Source organism: Candidatus Eisenbacteria bacterium, from assembly GCA_026388185.1.
Lineage (GTDB): Bacteria > Eisenbacteria > RBG-16-71-46 > JAFGJU01 > JAFGJU01 > JAPLKG01.
In genome coordinates this window covers 139347-156862 of sequence record JAPLKG010000008.1, presented here as the reverse complement: position 1 = coordinate 156862, position 17516 = coordinate 139347, and the positions used below count along the sequence as shown (strand labels likewise).

Genomic DNA, 17516 nt, shown 5'->3' with positions numbered 1-17516 from the left:
AACGAGTTGGGAGAGCTACCCTCTTACTTTCTAAGCCCTAGTTCTCTGACAAGGGACCTGTATCTTTCAATCCGCGTGGCCTTCAGATAATCCAAAAGTCTCCGCCTTTGTCCCACCATCTTGAGAAGGCCTCTGCGCGAATGATGATCTTTCTTGTGAACCTTGAAGTGTTCCGTCAAGGTTTTTATTCTCTCGGTCAGAAGAGCAATTTGTACTTCGGGCGAGCCAGAATCATGCTCGTGTAACTGGAATTGCCCTATTATCCCTTTCTTCGTATCCTTGGAAAGCGGCACCTCGTCTCACCTCCCTTGCTGCGCACAAACGAAGGAGCTTACTCATCCCCACACCCTAAGGTAACTTTCAAACCCGAGTGGGCATTCTATCACAGTCGCCAAAATAGAGTAAAGGAAAAATGTTTCCCCAAAAAACTTTAAGTGAGGTCGATTTGGAGGCCTCAAAAACCTAAAGTCAAACCTGACTAAACCGCTACAACTCATTGTTGTTCAAGTAAATAGGCTATCTTATCCACGTCGCTCCTTATGGCCTGCCTCAGTTCGTCTCGATTTGCGAACTTCCTTTCGGGTCGCATCCTCACAACAAATGTGAGCGTGACTGACTCCCCAACGATGTTTTCTTCAAATCCAATAATGTGTGCTTCCACGAGTCTTGTCCCGCCTGCGATGGTGGGCCTTAGACCAATGTTGATGGCGGCCCTGAGAACTCGACCACGCACTTCCGCGTATCCAGCGTAAACACCATCGGGGGGAAGCAGTTTCTTCTCGTGCACGGAGAGATTGACCGTCGGAAACCCCAAGCTTCTACCGATGCCTTCGCCTTTGACGACCGTCCCCTCGAGGGAATAGCTCCTGCCCAGGAGCTTTGCCGCCGCGTCCATGTCGCCGGTCGCGACCGCCTCTCTCACCCTGGTACTACTCACGGGGGTCCCATCGACCAGCACTGCTTCGACGTCAATCACGGAAAAGCCGAACCTGGCACCGAGCGAACTGAGAAGGGCCCTGTCACCCGCTCTATCCTTACCCATCCTGAAGTCGTGCCCGACCACGAGTTCCTTGAGTCCGAGGGAGCTCAAAAGATATTTCTGGACAAAACCGATTGTGTCAAGGCGAGCCAAGGCCGGCGTGAATTCGACGATCATCGCTGCATCGATGCCGAGATTCGCCAGAAGGAGCTCCTTTTCGCGCCGAGTCGTGAGAAGAAATCTCGTCGTGTCGAGCTTTCCCAGTACTTCGTCGGGGTGAGGATCAAACGTGAGGACTGCCGCGGCCAGACCAAGCTCGCGTGCGCGAGAGGAAACGACCTCGAGTATCTTGACGTGTCCGAGGTGCACTCCGTCGAATACACCTACTGTAGCAACCGAGCCTTTGACAGTTTCTCTAGCCACGTGTTTCAGCTATCACCTTCTCTAGCTTTATGACGTTGTCGCGGTCGGTGGAAGGGGTTCTGCCTACGGCCAGAAACTCCCCCCGCGACGAGAAGATCCTCACCGTCTGATTTGCGGGAACTGCTGCGTCAATTCGATCGAATTCGCTCAACGCAGGGCTCCGGCCGTGCATCACCTTCTGTTCAACATTTTCCTTGAGAATACAGGCCGGCATGAAGGACAGGGCCTCGTCGATGGAAACGGCGCTGAGCGAGCAAGACGCAAGCTCACCCGCTTCGATGACGTCTTCCAGCCTCTGAACGCTGATAGCACTCTCGACGGCGAAGGGACCTATCCTCACTCTCCTCAATGTCTCAAGATGTGCACCGCAGCCGAGCCTCTTGCCCATGTCCCTGGCCAGCGCCCGAACGTAGGTCCCTTTCGAACACCTCACCAGGAAGTCCAGCTTCGGAAAACGAAACTCGAGCGCTCTGAAATCATGGACCGTGACCTCCCTGGCCTCCGTTTCGAAGCTCTCGCCGCGCCTGGCCATCTCATATAGACGTACGCCGCTGCGCTTGAGGGCAGAAACCCTGGGTGGACACTGAAGAATACGTCCGACGAAGGCGGACATCTCCTTCTCGATGTCTTCTTTCGAAATGGAGAAATCCCTTCTCGAGGAAATTACTCTGCCGGTTGAGTCGTCCGTGTCTGTCTCCACCCCAAATGAGATCGTGCCCACGTACTCCTTCTCGAGCTCCATTAGAAAACGGGTTATCTTTGTCGCTTTTCCCGTGCACACGAGCAGAACGCCCGTGGCAAAGGGATCGAGCGTTCCAGCGTGCCCAACTTTACTTATTCCGAGAAGTCTCTTGAGTTGGTCAACGACTCCGTAAGAAGTCACCGACGCATTCTTGTCTACGTTGAGTACTCTATCTTCCAGCAAGGACGTCTGCGATCTTCTCAAGGACGATTCCCTTCACGCCAGCGAGAGTTCCGTTCACCTTGGCCCCGGCCGCATTTGAATGCCCTCCTCCACCAAACTGGCGGGCCACGAGGTCAACGTCGACGGCTCCGCTGGAACGGAGGCTTACTTTCACTATTCCACCGGGAAGTTCTCTCAGAGAGACGGCGGCCTTGACGCCTTCGACGGCCATGGCGAAGTTGACGATTCCCTCGAGTTCGTCACTCGCGATCTTGCTTTCATCGAGCTTGCTCCTCTCGATAGAAATGATGGAAACGGCTCCGTCCATTGCTATTTCTAGCGAGCTGAGTGCGCTGCCAATGAGTCTCAAAGTGGCTGGTGATCTACGATCGTAAACCTGGGCCGCGATGGCCGACGGATTGGCACCTTCTCCGGCAAGTCTGGCTGAGACCGAGAGAGCCTCGGCAGAGGTATTGGAAAGGCGAAACGAACCGGTCTCGGCAAGTATCGCCGCGTAAAGACAGGTCGCCACCTCTGGGCCCACGCTTTGACCGAGTTCGTCTATGATCTGAAGTATCAGAAGCGCTGCGGCACAGGCATCGGGACGTACGAAGTTCGTGCTGCCGAAATGCACATTGCCACTGTGATGGTCAATGTTCACGATGGGGACGCGGCTTTTCAATATCGATGCCGCCACACCACCGGTTCTCTCCATGCAGGTGCAGTCAAGCACTAGGGCTGCATCGAGGTCCTCCAGCTTGCCCGAGAGGTCTTCCAGGAGATGAGCGCCGGGAAGAAATCTGTATGACAGAGGAGAACGGTCCTGATTTACTATCCGCACGTGCTTGCCCATGCGCTTGAGAACCAGGGCAAGACCAAGCTCGGAGCCCAGGGCGTCACCGTCAAGGTCCACGTGAGACGTCACTACAAACGAATCCGAGTCATTCAAGAGATGTACAACGTCAACGAGGCTCAAGACTCTCTCCTTCGCGTCTCGTCTTCCAACTCTTTCAGTATCTGGCTTATTCTCACGCTGTGTTCGATGGAACTGTCGGCCCTGAAAGCAAGCTCAGGTATTGACCTGAGGGAGACTCGCTTGAAGAGCTCATTGCGGATGAAACCAGCGGCCCCAACGAGGAGTTCCACGCTATGAGCGAGCTCCTCCTGTGAACCGGGACTTGTTACGTGTACTTTCGCATGTCTGAGATCCTGGCTCACTTCTACGAACGTAATCGTTACGAAGCCAAGCCTGGGATCCTTCATTCTGAGCCGAATTATCTCGCTGATTTCCTGTCTGAGCAAGTCGCCGACCCGCTGTGTTCTCTGGAAGCTCATACCGCTCACCTTCTTGCAGGTTCTGCATCAGTAAAAATCCATCTGGACCTGAGTAACGTCGACTCTGGTTTCGCTTTCCGTCACGCGGACAATGTGGGACAGCGTGTTTTCAACGACCCCCTTTTCTATTCCGACTACCGCAACTCCGATGGCCGCTCTTTGCCACAGATCCTGGTAGTCCACTTCGGCAACGGAGGCGTTGAATCTACTTTTCAATCGTTCCTTGATTCGATTCAAAACCGAGCGCTTCGCCTTGAGCGAAGTGCTGCCCGGAATGTGTAGCTCAATCAAGACAATCCCTACAACCAACCGGACTCCTCAAACTCTGGGTGGCCGGCCTCGAGAGCGAAAACCACTTCAGGCTCACACGAAAGTGGTCTGCAGATTTCAAAAAAACCAGTCAGTATCTGGTTTTTGCAGGACTTGACTCCTGTGCCAGAAGCAGAACCGTGGGAGATTTCACGGCAACAGATTGGAGAAAAACCGGCGTTTGCAGAAACTAGAGAAAGAACCACACCGACAGGAGACAGTGCAGCCGGCGCTCGGACGGCCGCTCAAATGCTCCTCGCGATTTCCTCCACGGTGTAGGATTGAAGAATGTCGTGTGTCTCTATTTTGTCGAATCCCTCAAGGCCTATCCCGCACTCGAAGCCCGCACTCACTTCCTTCACGTCTTCCTTGAAGCGCTTGAGAGAACGAATGGCGCCTTCAAAGAGGACCTTGCCCTCACGCAGGAGGCGCACTTTGGCGTTTCGCTTCACGACACCGGAGCTTACGGAGCACCCGGCGATTACACCGGACCTGGAAAGTCGAAACACTTCTCGTACCTCGGCAGTGCCGATTATGGTCTCTTTTCTCTCCGGCTTGAGCAGCCCCGACATCGCTTTCTTTATGTCGTCGACGGCCTCGTATATGACCTTGTAACGTCGCACGTCCACTCTTTCCTTCTGGGCAATCTCCATTGCCCTCGGCTCAGCCTCCACGCCGAATCCGATTATGACTGCGTCCGAGGCCGCGGCGAGTAGCACGTCCGATTCGTTCACGTTGGCAACTCCCCTGTGAATTATGTCGAGTCGCACTTCTTCCGAAGAGATGCCCGATAGAGCGTCGCAGAGGGCCTCGACGGAACCTCCGACGTCACCCTTGACGACGAGTCTGAGGTCGTGTGCACCGCGCTTGATCTGCTCGTAGAGATCGGTGAGCGTCATGGGCTTGCGAAGCCGGTATTCGTGCTCTCTGTGAAGCTGCTGTCTCTTGATGGCGATTTCTCTGGCTTCCCGGTCGTCTCTGGTCACGACGAAACTGTCACCTGCCTGAGGAGATCCAGTCCAGCCGAGCACCTCTACAGGGGTCGAGGGCCCCGCCTTCTTCACTCTCTCGCCCCGCTCGTTGCACATCGCCCGCACCTTGCCCTGGTACAAACCAGACACGAAAGGATCGACTATTCGAAGCGTGCCGTCCTGAACCAGAACGGTCGCCACGATCCCTCTTCCTTGTTCGATCTGTGACTCTATCACGACTCCCCTGGCTCTCCTTGTGGGATCGGCCTTCAATTCAAGAACCTCTGCCTGAAGCAGGATCATTTCCAGAAGCTTGCCGACACCCTTGCCGGTCTTTGCCGAAATCTCAACACAGACGGTCTTGCCACCCCATTCTTCAACCAGAACGTTGGCCTTCGAAAGGCTCTGCCTCACGATCTCTGCTTTGGTGCCGGGAAGATCCATCTTGTTTATGGCGATGACTATCGGAACACCTGCGGCCTTTGCGTGGTCGATTGCCTCGATTGTCTGAGGCATGACCATATCGTCGGCAGCGACGACTATGACCACGATATCGGTGACCTGAGCGCCCCTTGCGCGCATCGCGGTGAAAGCCTCGTGGCCGGGGGTGTCGAGGAAAACGACCCTTCCGCCCTCGAGTTCGACTTCATACGCACCGATGTGCTGCGTGATTCCGCCGAATTCTCCGCCGATAATGTTACTTTTTCGAATGTAGTCCAGCAGAGACGTCTTGCCGTGGTCCACGTGGCCCATGATAGTGACAACCGGGGCCCTCTTGACGAGCGCCTTTTCCTCCGGTGGGGCTTCTTCGATGAGTTCGGATCCGTACTCGGAAACAAACTCGACCGCATATCCAAACTCGACCGCGACCGTGATTATGCTGTCCCGGTCAAGTCTCTTGTTGACGTTCACCATGAGGCCCAACTGAAGGCACGCCGCCACCACCTCACTAGGCTTGCACCCCATCCGGGTGGCAAGCTCCGCGACCGTGAGATACTCGCTCACCTTTATGAGTTTCGGTTCTTCAACAACGAGGGCCTCGCCGTCTTCCTTATGCCTTCGCCTCCTTACTCGCGAGACATCCATTCCAGCCAGGGTACGCTTTACGCTCTCCCGCACGGCCTTCTCGTCTACGACTCTCTTCTTCTTCCGAGGCACACGAGCCCGCAGTTTCTTCTCGGGAGGCTTAGCTACGACCTTCGTGGCCCGTTCCTTCGCTTCGGTCTCGAGTCTCGCAGCCCGCTTCTCCATTTTGCGAGCATATTCTTCCTTGACCGCGGCCTTTTCTTTCTCGAATTTCTTCCTGACCTTCTCGACAACATCGTCGTCGACGGTGCTCATGTGGCTCTTGACTTCAATCCCGAAGCTCCGTATCACTTCAAGAAGTGCCACGCTCGAGATATTCAGTTCTTTGGCTACCTCATATACACGTGGTTTGCCCAAAAGTGACACCTCCAGTCGGGTCTAGTCGTCGCCACCATCGCCTTTCTTATCTTCCTCATCCTCACCCTCTTCGTCGTCATCTTCATCTTCTTCGGCCTCAGCTACCGGCTCCACCTCGGCGTCCTTGCCGGAAGCAGGCTCCTCCGTCGAAACCCGAAGAGCATCTCCGTCGACGTGGACTTCGGTCTCGACGCTCTGGACAAGCTCGTTTTCACTCTCAGCCGCAACCCCGGTTTTTTCGGCCGCCTCGCCGGCTGGTTCCGGCTTTTCCGCAGCCTTCTCCTCCCGGGCCGCCGCGGCTCGCTTACTCATCAGTTTCTCTTTTGCGTCGGCGATTGCCTGGCTTGCCAGGATCGCAAGCTTGTCGGCAGTCTTCTGGCCGACGCCCTCGACTTCTACGAGCCCTTTGACGCCGTGCTTTTCAATGTCCTGGGCAGTCTCTATTCCCGCCTTGATAAGTTTGTCGGCAAGCTTTGGACCGATGCCGTCAATGGTCTCGACATCAACTCGCAAGGCCTTCTCCTCGGCGAGCAACTTCTCCTTCTGAGAAAGGCTCATCAAGTCTATCTTCCAACCGGTCAGTTTGGCAGCAAGCCTCGCGTTCTGACCACCCTTGCCTATCGCCAGAGAAAGTTGATCGTCATTGACGACGACCTCCGCTTTCTTCTCGCGCTCGAACATCCTCGCTTCGAGCACCTTCGCGGGACTCAACGCCCTTGTCACAAACACCATGGGGTCGGCGCTCCATGAAACGATATCGATCCTCTCGCCGCTGAGCTCGCGCACGACGGCCTGCACCCTGGAACCCTTGACGCCCACGCACGCACCCACTGCATCCACTTTCTCGTCGTTCGAAACAACGCAAATCTTGGTACGATTCCCTGCTTCCCTGGCCACGTTTTTTATTTCGACTATCTTATCCGCGACCTCCGGCACCTCGCTGGCAAAAAGACCCTTCAGAAAGTCCGGATGCGTCCTGGAGAGCATTACCTGCGGGCCCTTGCTTGACTTATCAACCCCGATAACGCACGTTCTGACGTAATCGCCGTGCCTGAATCTATCGCGAGGCATCGTTTCCTTGGTGAGCAGAACTCCTTCCGTCCTGTCAAGCTTCACAATTATACACGTGCGATCCACCTGCTGAACGGTACCCCTGACGAGCTCGCCGATTCTTCCCTGAAACTCCTTGTAGATGCGTTCCCTCTCCGCCTCCCTCACACGCTGGACCAGTACTTGCTTGACGGCCTGTATTGCATTGCGGCCGAACTCTTCGATGCTCAACTGGACGGACAACGTCTCTCCGCACTTAATGTCTTTCTTCACCTTGTGGGCGTCCGCCAGACTTATCTCCGCAGCAGGATCGTGCACTCGGATGGTCACTTTCTTCTTCACGCACATCCCGATCTTGCCTGCGTCCATGTCGACTTTTGCCTCGACGTCGGCCGTGGGACCTAGTTTCTTCCTGGCCGCAGACAGCAGTCCTGCCTCCAGCGTTTCCGCCACCAGCTGTTTGTCCAGGCTTTTCTCCCTGACAAGCTGGGCAAGCGCCTCAGTGAGTTCGTAGTTCATCGTGCCTTTCCCCGCTTCTTGAGCTTGCCACCGGCGCCAAAGGGAATCTCGCCCCGCAGACGGGCTCTTTCTATCAGCGACAAGGGGACTTCGACAATACTTCCTGCGTCCGTCTCAACGTACAAGGTCGAGTCGTCACAAGCGTGGATACGACCACGCACTCCTCTCGCTCCCTGTATGGGCTCCTTCGTGACAACACGCAGCGGACTCCCCTTGAATCTCTCAAAATGCTCTTTCTTTCTCAGAACCCTGTCTATGCCCGGGGACGAGACCTCCAGAAAATAGCGGCCGCGCACAACGTCCTCGGCATCCAGAAGATAACCGATCTCCCTGCTCACTCTGGCGCAATCGCCTACGGACACCCCTTCGTTGCGATCGATGTAAAGTCTGACTACCGCCCCCCCTGGAGCGCCTAAGTGCTCGACTTCCACAAGCTCCATCCCCATGTCGCTGATCGGGGGTTCACACAGGACCCAAATCTTCTCGACGGTGTCCATCCTCGCTCCACAATACACAAAATATAAGAGTGGACACGTTTCAAGTCCACTCTAGGTCAATTTACTACAAGCAGGCAAGGAAGGCAAGAGAAAAACTGTGAGCCTCAGAACCTGAAGGAAGCAGAAAAACCGAGCCTCAGACTTCGCCCCGTCACACCGGTCTGGAGATTTCTGGTCTGCGCAAAACCCAAGTTGGCGCCTCCCGAGAGGTTCGCGCTGAAACTGTAACTGGCGTTTGAAGTGACGGAGAGGTCGTCACTCTTCTCGGCCAACGACGGGGGCACGCTTGAGCTTGCAGTAGAGTACTGCACCGAAAGGCCGATGTTGACGCTGCTCTTGAGCCTGATGGTCCTTTTGCCGGAAAAAGGAAGTGAGAACCCCTTGGTCGCATCAAGGGTTTTCTGTAGGGTGAAATTGTGATTTGAGGTAGTCGAGGTGGAGGTGTATGCGGTGCCTATCCGGCTGTCTGTTTGGGTCGTGGAGATGTGCGAAGTGAAGCTCGTGCTCATACCGTTTTTCCACGTTGCATTCAAGCTCACGAGCGGCGACCAGTCGCTCTTCGTGATTACTCTCTCGCTCGCTTTTCCCTTGGCGCCCGACTCCTGCTTGGTGTGCTTGAACGTAGAGTCGAGCCGGATGACTTTTATTCGACCTCCCACGCGGAGATATTTTTCGAGTTCACTGACTGCCAACCGGAGTTCGGGCCACACGAGCTTCTTTTCCACCCTGACGCCGGTCAGCGCTTCAGTCTCGCTGCCGGTGGTCTCGAACTTGGTGTCTACGCTGACTCCCCTGAACAGCCTGCTGCTCGCACTCATTGAAGTCGTATGCGCAATGTTGGACGTCATCGAGCCGGCGGCGGCGAATCTCGAATTGCCACCCGGGGCGCGCCTTATACCGAACATGTAACTCAGGTTTGGCTTGCCGTATATCCGGCTGATTTGACTTCCGTAGGAGAAAGAATGGTTCGCTCGAATGTCACCAACCCTCCCGAGCAACCCGGCGAGCGTCAATCCACCCCCCGCCATGGCAGGTCTTGCCTGTGAGGTGTCTCTCGGAGCCGGTTTGGGAGTGAGAAGCTGGGTGAGTCGCGAAATCGGTATGCCGACACCAAGATTGATGGCGCCGGAGTTTGTGACGTTCCGCACTTCAGTCACGTCATCGATTCTCGTTAGCTCGGGACTGTGATCTTCCCTGTAGGAGCCGGCAAAGCTCACGCTCGGAGCAAGCCAGGCGCCGAACCTGGGAGTAAACTCGGACCTGAAAGTCTGATTACGTGAGGTCTCCGTCCCGATGTTGACGTTGCCGAGGACCTTGCTCGGGTTGTAGAGGAGCCAGTTTCTCGAAGTGTTTATGCCGTAGTTGCACCTCAGAATCGAGAACGGCGAGTACGAAGTCTGAAAACTGAAGTCCCCGGTCTTGCGCAACACGTCACTTCTGAGGATGAGATCCATTGGATCCTCGCTCGACCTCTGGTACGACTTTGACTGAGTTCTCAAGCCGTGCCCCGTGAAACTAATCGAAGAGGGCAGGTAGAAGAACGAGATTTTCCTGCCGTGGCCGAGGGGGATGTCGAAGGCAGTCCGCCCCCCGGGTGAGAATTGATAGCTGAAAGTGCCCGAAAGCGAACGCGACGAGTCTACGGTGCTCACGTTTGCAGAATGCATGTCGGTGAGCGCAAGACTCAGGCCGACCCCCTCAATCGTGTGTCTCAACCACTTGCTGGCAGTCGGAGTTTTCCTGAAGCTCACCGCCAGAGAGCGCATTCCGGTCTTGGTGGTCTGAACCTCCTCGTATTCTTTCGTGAGAACAATGTCGTCTCCAGTCCTGAACTTGGGAATCTGCTTTGACCCGGAAAAGGAGAAATTCAGGGGGATGTTGAACATTCCGTCCGGCAGGAACTTGTGAACGGCCATCACTCCCGAGGCAGAATACGAGCTGGTGCGCCTCCCGCTGCCTTTCGTGCTGCCGATGGCAAGGAAATCCTCTCCACGTGATTCCACCTGGGTGGAGACCGAGAGAAAGTCGGCGAATTTCGCCTCGACGAACACCCTTTCGGCCGTGCCGACCGCCTTCTTCACGTCCGTGAGTCTGAGTTCGTCCACCCAGACACTGTCTGACGCAATCATGGTCGAATCGGTTCTCCCGGGGACGTTGACAAGTCCCACGGTTATTCTCTGTACGTTGGTGAAGGACGGCCGTCCCTTGAGCCTAAACCACACTCCGCCGTCTCTTTGTAACGTTGTGTCCCTCACGGAGCTTGCAAGCCCCTCCTTGATGATGCTCAATTCCTCCAGCTTGAATTCCTTCGATTCCCAAGCGGCGGAAACTGGCGTGCCGTATTCGTAGAAATTCAGGCTGTCCGTTCCGAACCTCATTATGAACGCGAGCGAATCGGAACCACCTCTAACCCAGAACTTGAGTGACACGTACTGGGTGTAGTCGGTCCCGCTGGCAAACGACTTGAAGGCGGACACTGTGTCACGGGGGAAAAGGTTTACGGCGGAGAGTACGAGCGACTGTTCCTTCTTCTGGACTCCGTTCTCCTCGCCGATCTTGATGGGAGGCGCCTGATATATGTTGGCGTTGTCCTTGTTGTTGATAACACCTACGTAAAAACGCTCACCGCCCTCCAGCGACAGCGAGTCCCGGACGGGACTGACGACCCATCTGTTTCCCACTATTTCTATGCCGGCAGTTTGAAGCGCGATGGTCGAATCCTGGAAACCGTCAAACCACAGTCTGGCATGTCTGACGTTGTCCCAGCGCGGCTGCCCAACCGCAACCACTGAGCTATCTGAAAGAGGAATTCTGAAAAGCCTCCAGCCGTTTCCGTTGTCCCTGACCTGAAACTTGCTGTTCTGAGCAAGATTCAAGGTAAGCTCGAAATAGTCCTGTTCCGTGTTGAGCGTTCCGTCCCCATTGAGGTCTTCCGTGTCGGGAGTGGGACTGGAAGACGTCGCGCCGTTGCACTCGGTCCCGTTGATTCCGGAAAAGTCATTCGGAGAATCCTGACTGTAATGGTAGTCGTCTCCGTTGGGGTCTTGCTCGGAGAAGCTTACGCCGGCTGTGTATTGTTCCGATGTGCCGTCGTCAGAAGAGCACGGGCATTCGGACTTAGGGTTCGGATCGCACTGCCCGTCCAAACCCGTATCTTCGCCGAGATCAAGAACGCTGTTTCTGTTTCTGTCTTCCGTGTCAAGTTTCCCGTTCGGGAGGGAAAAGGGGTCCCACATCGCGTCTTCGCTCACGGTGCCAAGGTCCAGCTTGATCTCCTTTTCCGGGCCTCTTGTCTGGTTGAAGTCGTTTATCCAAATCTCAACGTACTGCATCTCCGTCAGGTCTTCTCCAAGCCAGGAGATGACCTGAGTGAGACCGTGCCAACCTTGTGCCTGGTTAAAATAAAACTCCAGGGTAGTCAGTACTTTGTCTCTCTCCTCGGCCGTCGTCAACTCAGGGAAAAGGTCTCTCGCGCGCACCTCTCTTCCCGTGTTGTTCGTGGGGAGGATGTTGTACCACCACAGTGCCCGCCTGCCCGTCGGCAAGACACCGAGTGTGACGTCCTCCGGCAGACTGCTGACTCGCCACAGCGCGCGAAGCAGACTGAGGGGTCTCGTCTCCTTGTTGCCTTCCATGTCATCCAGGTAGACTTCATTTCTCGTGTTGGGATTTGGAATGCTCACCCCAAACTCACCTGAGACACTCAGGCTGGATTTCTCCCTCGTGGAAACGAGGGGCAATGCATTCGTCAGTGTAGTCATCAAACTGGGAGAGAGTTTCAGTGCCCCACTGAGTCCGCCCACGATGGTCCGGGACGGCTCCTGGTCGAGGCGTGGCCGTTCCTCGAGGGTTCCCTTGCTCTCATAAAGCCAGGTCGTTGAGAGCGAGAGTTCATCTCTGGGCTTGTATTGGCTTGAGATGCCAAGAAGGCTCTTTGAGAGACCGTAGAGCGAGGCGCGCGAGAAATCAACGGAGACGTCGGCCCCGGGCTCCAGCGCTGCGGAAGTGAGAAGAGTGAGCTCGCCGGTGTCGTAATCGATGGTGTACGCACTGCCCCTTTGCAGCCTCACTCCGTTGAGCGTCACGACCTCCGAGTTCTCCAGAACGTTCCAACCCAGAGAGAACGTCGTCTGCGGACTCTTGTACTCGACGTCCAGATAGTAGCGAGTATCGCTGGCATACACATAATCCGTGTACTTCTTGCTGTACATGGCGGTGTTTATCTCGCCGGCCGTCAAAATGTCCGGCCGCGTCCAGCCGCTTACGGCCCAACCGTGCGTGTCAAACGAATCGGGAGCGAAAGGGTGAAGATCGGGAAACCAGAGCAGCCCCTCTTCAAAATAGACGAAGCTCCCGTCAACCACACCGTCCGGGTTGTTGAGTTTTCCCGTGGCGTCGGCCATGTCAAGACCCATGACTTGGATGTATGGGACCTTCTTGGTTATCGAGGCATCTTCATCCAGATCTGTTCCGCCGACACGCCTCTTAATAGAAAGCTTGAAGCTCTCTTTTATGATGGCCTCCGAACCGAGATAGTAGAAGTTCTTGAGTTCATAACGGCTGAGACTTCCCCACTTAGGATCTTCGATGATGTTCGGCTCGAGCATGTCAAGCCCCGGAGCTATCATCTTGAGTTGCAAGGGGGTCTGACTCAGATCGCCTATCCACCTGTAGTCGTTGCCCGAACCCACCTTCTCCTGATAGGCGACAGCAAGTACGTAATTGGCAGGCAGGCTTCCCGTCACGACGAGAACCGGTATCACCGTGCCATTGAAGTTGAACCTATTCTCGAGCGTGTAGTCCTGTTCCGGTGTCTTAAGCTCGAAGTGACCGTCGAAGTGGGCCGAAGTATCGGGCGTGCCGTCGTTGTTGTAGCGGTAGGCTCTGGCCACCACTGCAGAGGTATCGTTGTAGCCGTTCCGGTCATCCACGTAAACTTGCACGTTCTCGAGGACAATCGGGTACAGAGTCTTGTTGAAGTCGGGTGCGTCGAGGAAGAAATACGTGCGCTTCTTGTAGTCAAGATCGCTTATCACCTTCTCAACCGTCTTCGCTCCTCCGACTATCCTCTGTTTGTCCTGCTTGCCCTCCTGCTTGCTGGCGATGGCAGTAACGTCTACGCTTCCGAGCTTGGCCACTGTCTTGATCCCGAACAGGCCTTCGTGTGTGCCCGAGTAACTTACGTACTGAGTGTTCGGTATCGAGAGATTCGTGTTGCCCAAATCCACGCTCTGGATAACTTCGTCGTCGTAACCGTGGTACTTGATGCGTATTCTGTTTTGAAGGTCCGTGGCAGCGGCGCTGCTCTGATCCCAGTCAACGTCTATCTTGTCGCCGATCGTGCCGCCCATCTTCACGGCAAGATCCTGCTTCATCTCAATCCGTGGAAACTTGCTCTGCTTCCCGTACTCGCTGTACTGCTGTCCGACGGTCCAGCTACTGTAGCCGCTGAAGGAGATCGTCTCGCTCCCCGTCACCTTCAGATTGGGCTTCCCTTTTCCTACGACGGCCTGTACTGCCTTGGGAAACTGGATTGGCAGATCGATGCTGAAAAGACCTCCAGTACGTCCCGCCTGAGACATGTCCCGGATTCCCTTTCCGGCCTCACTTCTCCACAGCGTTCTCAACGTGTTGCGACTCAGAAGATAGGAGTATTGCCGAATAGAGGATGAGACGGGCGGCGTGACATCCACCCCCATTGCGGAGGTTGTCTGCCGGACCACGTCGGATTCGAAATCTACGAAAATCTCCGAATTCTTCAGGGCGTATCCGGGTTTCAAGACGAGACGTTCCTGCGGCGGCGTCAGAAAATCGCGTGGAGCAAGGAGCAGAACTGAAGGTGAAAGTTCAGGACCCGAGGGAGACCACTCCCAGACACCAGGGTTTGCGAACGATAGCCCCGCGACTAAAGACCCCGTGACCAAAAGGAAAACTGTGACTATAGAACAGAATAGGAAAAATCTAACCATCAAAAGCCGCCACCATTGTCCACACAGCAAGGGCGATGCCGCGTAAATCCTAGCACTTAAAGCAGATATTTACAACTTGGCACTCTTCGGCGCCGCAATAATCGTTTGACAGGCACGTCGGGGTGGAATATACTAATTTCCTTATGTTTTGATACACCGAACTCAACGCGTTTCGCCGTTGATTCCGAGGTCATACCATGGAGGCTAGAGAGGCATGAAAGAGGCTTCAACTGCCGAAAAACCAAAGTACTGGAGAATTCCTCTTGATTTGGACAAACTCAAGATGCCGCACGGCAAGCTCCACTTGATCAAGGAAAGGTGCAAGGGTTGCAGCTTCTGCGTCGAATACTGCCCGAGGGACGTGCTGGAACTCTCCACGGAATTCAATTCAAAGGGCTACCACTTCCCGCTGGCAACGCGAGAAGAGGCGTGCGTAAACTGCAAGCTTTGCGAAATGCTCTGTCCGGAATTTGCAATTTTCAGCGAAGCAGTAGAAACGGAGGTGGAGAAAATTGGAAAGTGAAGCCGGTGTTCTCACGGGAGAACATTTTCTTGGCGGCAACGAAGCTTGCGCCGAGGGCGCAATAGCGGCGGGATGCCGCTTTTTTGCTGGCTATCCCATCACTCCCTCCACAGAGGTGGCAGAACACCTTGCCGAAAGACTGCCCGAAGTAGGCGGCATTTTCATACAGATGGAGGACGAAATTGCCTCCATGAACGCGATCCTCGGAGCGTCCTGGGGAGGAATGAAGACGATGACTGCCACGAGTGGTCCAGGTTTCAGCCTCATGATGGAAAACCTGGGGCTGGGAGTGATGACCGAGACTCCCTGCGTTCTCGTTAACGTGCAGAGAGGGGGGCCTTCCACCGGTCTTCCAACGCTCGTGGGCCAGGGCGACATGATGCAGGCCAGATGGGGTTCGCACGGACCTTACGAAATCATAGCCTTGAGTCCCAGCTCTCCTCAGGAGTTTTACGACTTCACCATCAAGGCATTCAATCTCTCCGAGCAGTGGAGAGTGCCGGTGCTAGTGATGGCAGACGAGGTCGTCGGTCACATGACCGAGAAGGTCACGATGCCTGAGCCAGGCACGATCCCGCTCACTCCCAGAAGGACCCCGAGAGTTCCTCCGGACAAGTATCTTCCCTACGAACCGGACGCGGATCTTGTTCCGCAGATGGCGATTGCCGGGCATGGTTATGGAATGCACATCACCGGTCTCACTCACGACAGAAAAGGATACCCGGTCATAAGCGAGGAGGCTCAGGGTGAACTCGTCCTGCGGTTGGTCGAGAAGATCAGAAAGAACAGAGACAAGATAATCGAGTACCGGGAGGAGATGTGTGAAGACGCCGACGTTATAGTCTGTTCGTACGGCATCTCCGCAAGAACTTCTCTATTGCCTATAGAGAAGGCACGGGAAGAGGGAATCAAGGTGGGGCTCCTCAAGCTCATTGTGGTATGGCCGTTCCCGGACGAGCGGATTGACGAATTGGCAGGACGCGTGAAGGGTTTTGTCGTGCCAGAGATCAACTTCGGCCAGATTTCTCTAGAAGTCGAACGTTGCGCGCACGGAAAAGCGAAAGTCATCCTGGTACCGCATGCCGGCGGCGGAATTCACGATCCGGACAAGGTACTGGACGCCATCAGGAGGGCTGCGGCATGAATGAACGGCATCCGATGGATCAACTCTTGAGGGAGGACAGAATCCCGCACATTTGGTGTTCAGGCTGCGGCCTTGGGACCTGTCTTGCGGCTCTCATTTCTTCGATTCAGGAGTCTGGTATTCCACTCGACAAGATGTGCGTTGTGTCTGGAATCGGCTGCACTGGCCGCGTGGCCGGATATCTCAAAATGGATTCGTTTCACACCACGCATGGAAGGGCGATTCCATTTGCAGCGGGTCTTCACTTGGCAAACCCGTCCCTCAAGATCATAGTTGTCTCCGGAGATGGCGACTTGATCGCAATTGGAGGCAATCATTTCATCCACGCGGCCAGACGCAATCTTGACATGACCGTTGTATGCGTCAACAACTTCAACTACGGAATGACCGGAGGCCAGGGCGGGCCAACGACACCGCTTGGATCAAGGACGACCACGACTCCTTATGGCAACTATGAGTTTCCTTTCAGCATCCCCTATCTCGCAGCGGCCAGTGGTGCCTCCTACGTCGCCCGTTGGACCGCTCTTGATACGAGAAGGCTGACCAAGTCGCTCGGGGAGGCCATCCACAAGAGAGGCTTCAGCGTGGTCGAGATAATATCCCCCTGCCCCACTCTGTTCAACCGGCTTAACAAGCAGGGCACGGGGCTCGACGTTCTGAGGAGCTACCAGCAGAACTCCGTCATCCAGCACGGAGCCGATCCGGCCAAGGTGGCCATTGAGAAGGACGGGAAGATCATAGTCGGCAAGTTCGTGGACATAGAGCGTCCCACTTTTCTGGATCTGGTCAAGGAAAGACTGGGAGACAAGTTCAAGATTCCGTGGGAGAAACCTGACCCGGTGCACGTCACGGTCCCCAGCGCGGATGAGTAGGGAGGCACTATGGCAAGAACAGAGTTGAGATTTGCAGGCTTCGGCGGACAAGGAATAATCTCCGCCGGTTACATCGTCGGAAAAGCGGCTTCGATCTACGACAAGAGGCAAGCCACTCTGACCCAGAGTTACGGGCCGGAGTCCAGGGGCGGCGCTTGTAGCGCCGGCGTCGTCGTATCTGACACAACCGTCCACTACCCACACCCCGTGAAGCCCACCGTTCTGGTCGTAATGTCCCAGGAGGCTTGTACAAAGTTCGAATCGCAGCTTCCCGACGGAGCCGTGATGCTCATTGATGAAGACTTGGTGAAGCCGCTACGCCTGAACAAGAGTGTAGAGATCTACGGCGTGAAGGCGACGCGCATAGCAGAGACACTCGGAAAGAAGATTGTGGCAAACATCGTAATGCTCGGCTTCTTCACGGCAGTCACGAAGATTGTGACCCTCGAAGCCATGAAACAGGCCATCTCGACGACCGTGCCGCCGGGAACGACGGATTTGAATTTGGCGGCCATGAAACAGGGCTACGATCACGGCCTGCAAGTGAGGCCGTAGCGGTGGACGTCCAGGCGGCGGCC

14 protein-coding genes are annotated in these 17516 nt (G+C 55.4%); 4 read left to right on the top strand and 10 right to left on the bottom strand.

The annotated features are described in order from the left end of the window. Positions 1-23: 23 nt before the first annotated feature. The 10 genes from rpsO to sprA all read right to left on the bottom strand — a co-directional run bounded on the left by rpsO (position 24) and on the right by sprA (position 14399). Complete coding sequence (gene rpsO, locus NTX17_03490; protein ID MCX5800432.1) at positions 24-293, bottom strand: 30S ribosomal protein S15; 270 nt, start codon at positions 291-293, stop codon at positions 24-26. Between the two features lie 200 nt (positions 294-493). Continuing rightward, positions 494-1402, bottom strand: a complete 909-nt coding sequence (locus NTX17_03485) for a bifunctional riboflavin kinase/FAD synthetase (protein ID MCX5800431.1) — start codon at positions 1400-1402, stop codon at positions 494-496. Then, complete coding sequence (gene truB, locus NTX17_03480) at positions 1395-2348, bottom strand: tRNA pseudouridine(55) synthase TruB (GenBank protein MCX5800430.1); 954 nt, start codon at positions 2346-2348, stop codon at positions 1395-1397. Before truB ends, NTX17_03485 begins: the two co-directional genes overlap by 8 nt. After that, positions 2314-3282 carry a bifunctional oligoribonuclease/PAP phosphatase NrnA gene (locus NTX17_03475; protein MCX5800429.1) on the bottom strand — a complete coding sequence of 323 codons (969 nt, stop codon included), beginning with the start codon at positions 3280-3282 and terminating at the stop codon, positions 2314-2316. The genes truB and NTX17_03475 overlap by 35 nt, the downstream gene beginning before the upstream one ends. Next, the gene (gene rbfA / locus NTX17_03470; GenBank protein MCX5800428.1) at positions 3279-3641 is read right to left on the bottom strand and encodes a 30S ribosome-binding factor RbfA; all 363 of its coding nucleotides are present in this window, start codon (positions 3639-3641) and stop codon (positions 3279-3281) included. The genes NTX17_03475 and rbfA overlap by 4 nt, the downstream gene beginning before the upstream one ends. 27 nt (positions 3642-3668) lie before the next feature. Next, positions 3669-3950: a DUF503 domain-containing protein gene (locus NTX17_03465; protein ID MCX5800427.1), complete on the bottom strand. Its 282-nt coding sequence runs from the start codon at positions 3948-3950 to the stop codon at positions 3669-3671. Positions 3951-4195: 245 nt separating this feature from the next. Beyond that, a complete protein-coding gene (infB, locus tag NTX17_03460) occupies positions 4196-6364 on the bottom strand; it encodes a translation initiation factor IF-2 (GenBank protein MCX5800426.1) in 2169 nt (722 codons plus the stop codon). Positions 6365-6385: 21 nt separating this feature from the next. Next, positions 6386-7933: a transcription termination factor NusA gene (nusA, locus tag NTX17_03455; protein MCX5800425.1), complete on the bottom strand. Its 1548-nt coding sequence runs from the start codon at positions 7931-7933 to the stop codon at positions 6386-6388. Then, on the bottom strand, positions 7930-8430 hold the full coding sequence (locus NTX17_03450) for a ribosome maturation factor RimP (protein MCX5800424.1): 501 nt from the start codon (positions 8428-8430) through the stop codon (positions 7930-7932). The genes nusA and NTX17_03450 overlap by 4 nt, the downstream gene beginning before the upstream one ends. A gap of 104 nt (positions 8431-8534) precedes the next feature. Continuing rightward, on the bottom strand, positions 8535-14399 hold the full coding sequence (sprA, locus tag NTX17_03445) for a cell surface protein SprA (protein ID MCX5800423.1): 5865 nt from the start codon (positions 14397-14399) through the stop codon (positions 8535-8537). Between the two features lie 214 nt (positions 14400-14613). On the opposite strand from sprA, the gene NTX17_03440 reads away from it, so the two are divergent. From NTX17_03440 to NTX17_03425, 4 genes are read left to right on the top strand one after another with little or no spacing between them, the layout of a single operon-like run. Then, positions 14614-14922 (top strand): 4Fe-4S binding protein, encoded by a 309-nt coding sequence (locus NTX17_03440; GenBank protein ID MCX5800422.1) that lies wholly within the window; start codon positions 14614-14616, stop codon positions 14920-14922. Further along, positions 14912-16066, top strand: coding sequence for a 2-oxoacid:acceptor oxidoreductase subunit alpha (locus NTX17_03435; protein ID MCX5800421.1), 1155 nt, complete (start codon positions 14912-14914; stop codon positions 16064-16066). The genes NTX17_03440 and NTX17_03435 overlap by 11 nt, the downstream gene beginning before the upstream one ends. Next, a complete protein-coding gene (locus NTX17_03430) occupies positions 16063-16938 on the top strand; it encodes a 2-oxoacid:ferredoxin oxidoreductase subunit beta (GenBank protein ID MCX5800420.1) in 876 nt (291 codons plus the stop codon). The genes NTX17_03435 and NTX17_03430 overlap by 4 nt, the downstream gene beginning before the upstream one ends. Positions 16939-16947: 9 nt before the next feature. Then, positions 16948-17493, top strand: coding sequence for a 2-oxoacid:acceptor oxidoreductase family protein (locus tag NTX17_03425; protein MCX5800419.1), 546 nt, complete (start codon positions 16948-16950; stop codon positions 17491-17493). The last annotated feature ends 23 nt before the right edge of the window (positions 17494-17516 follow it).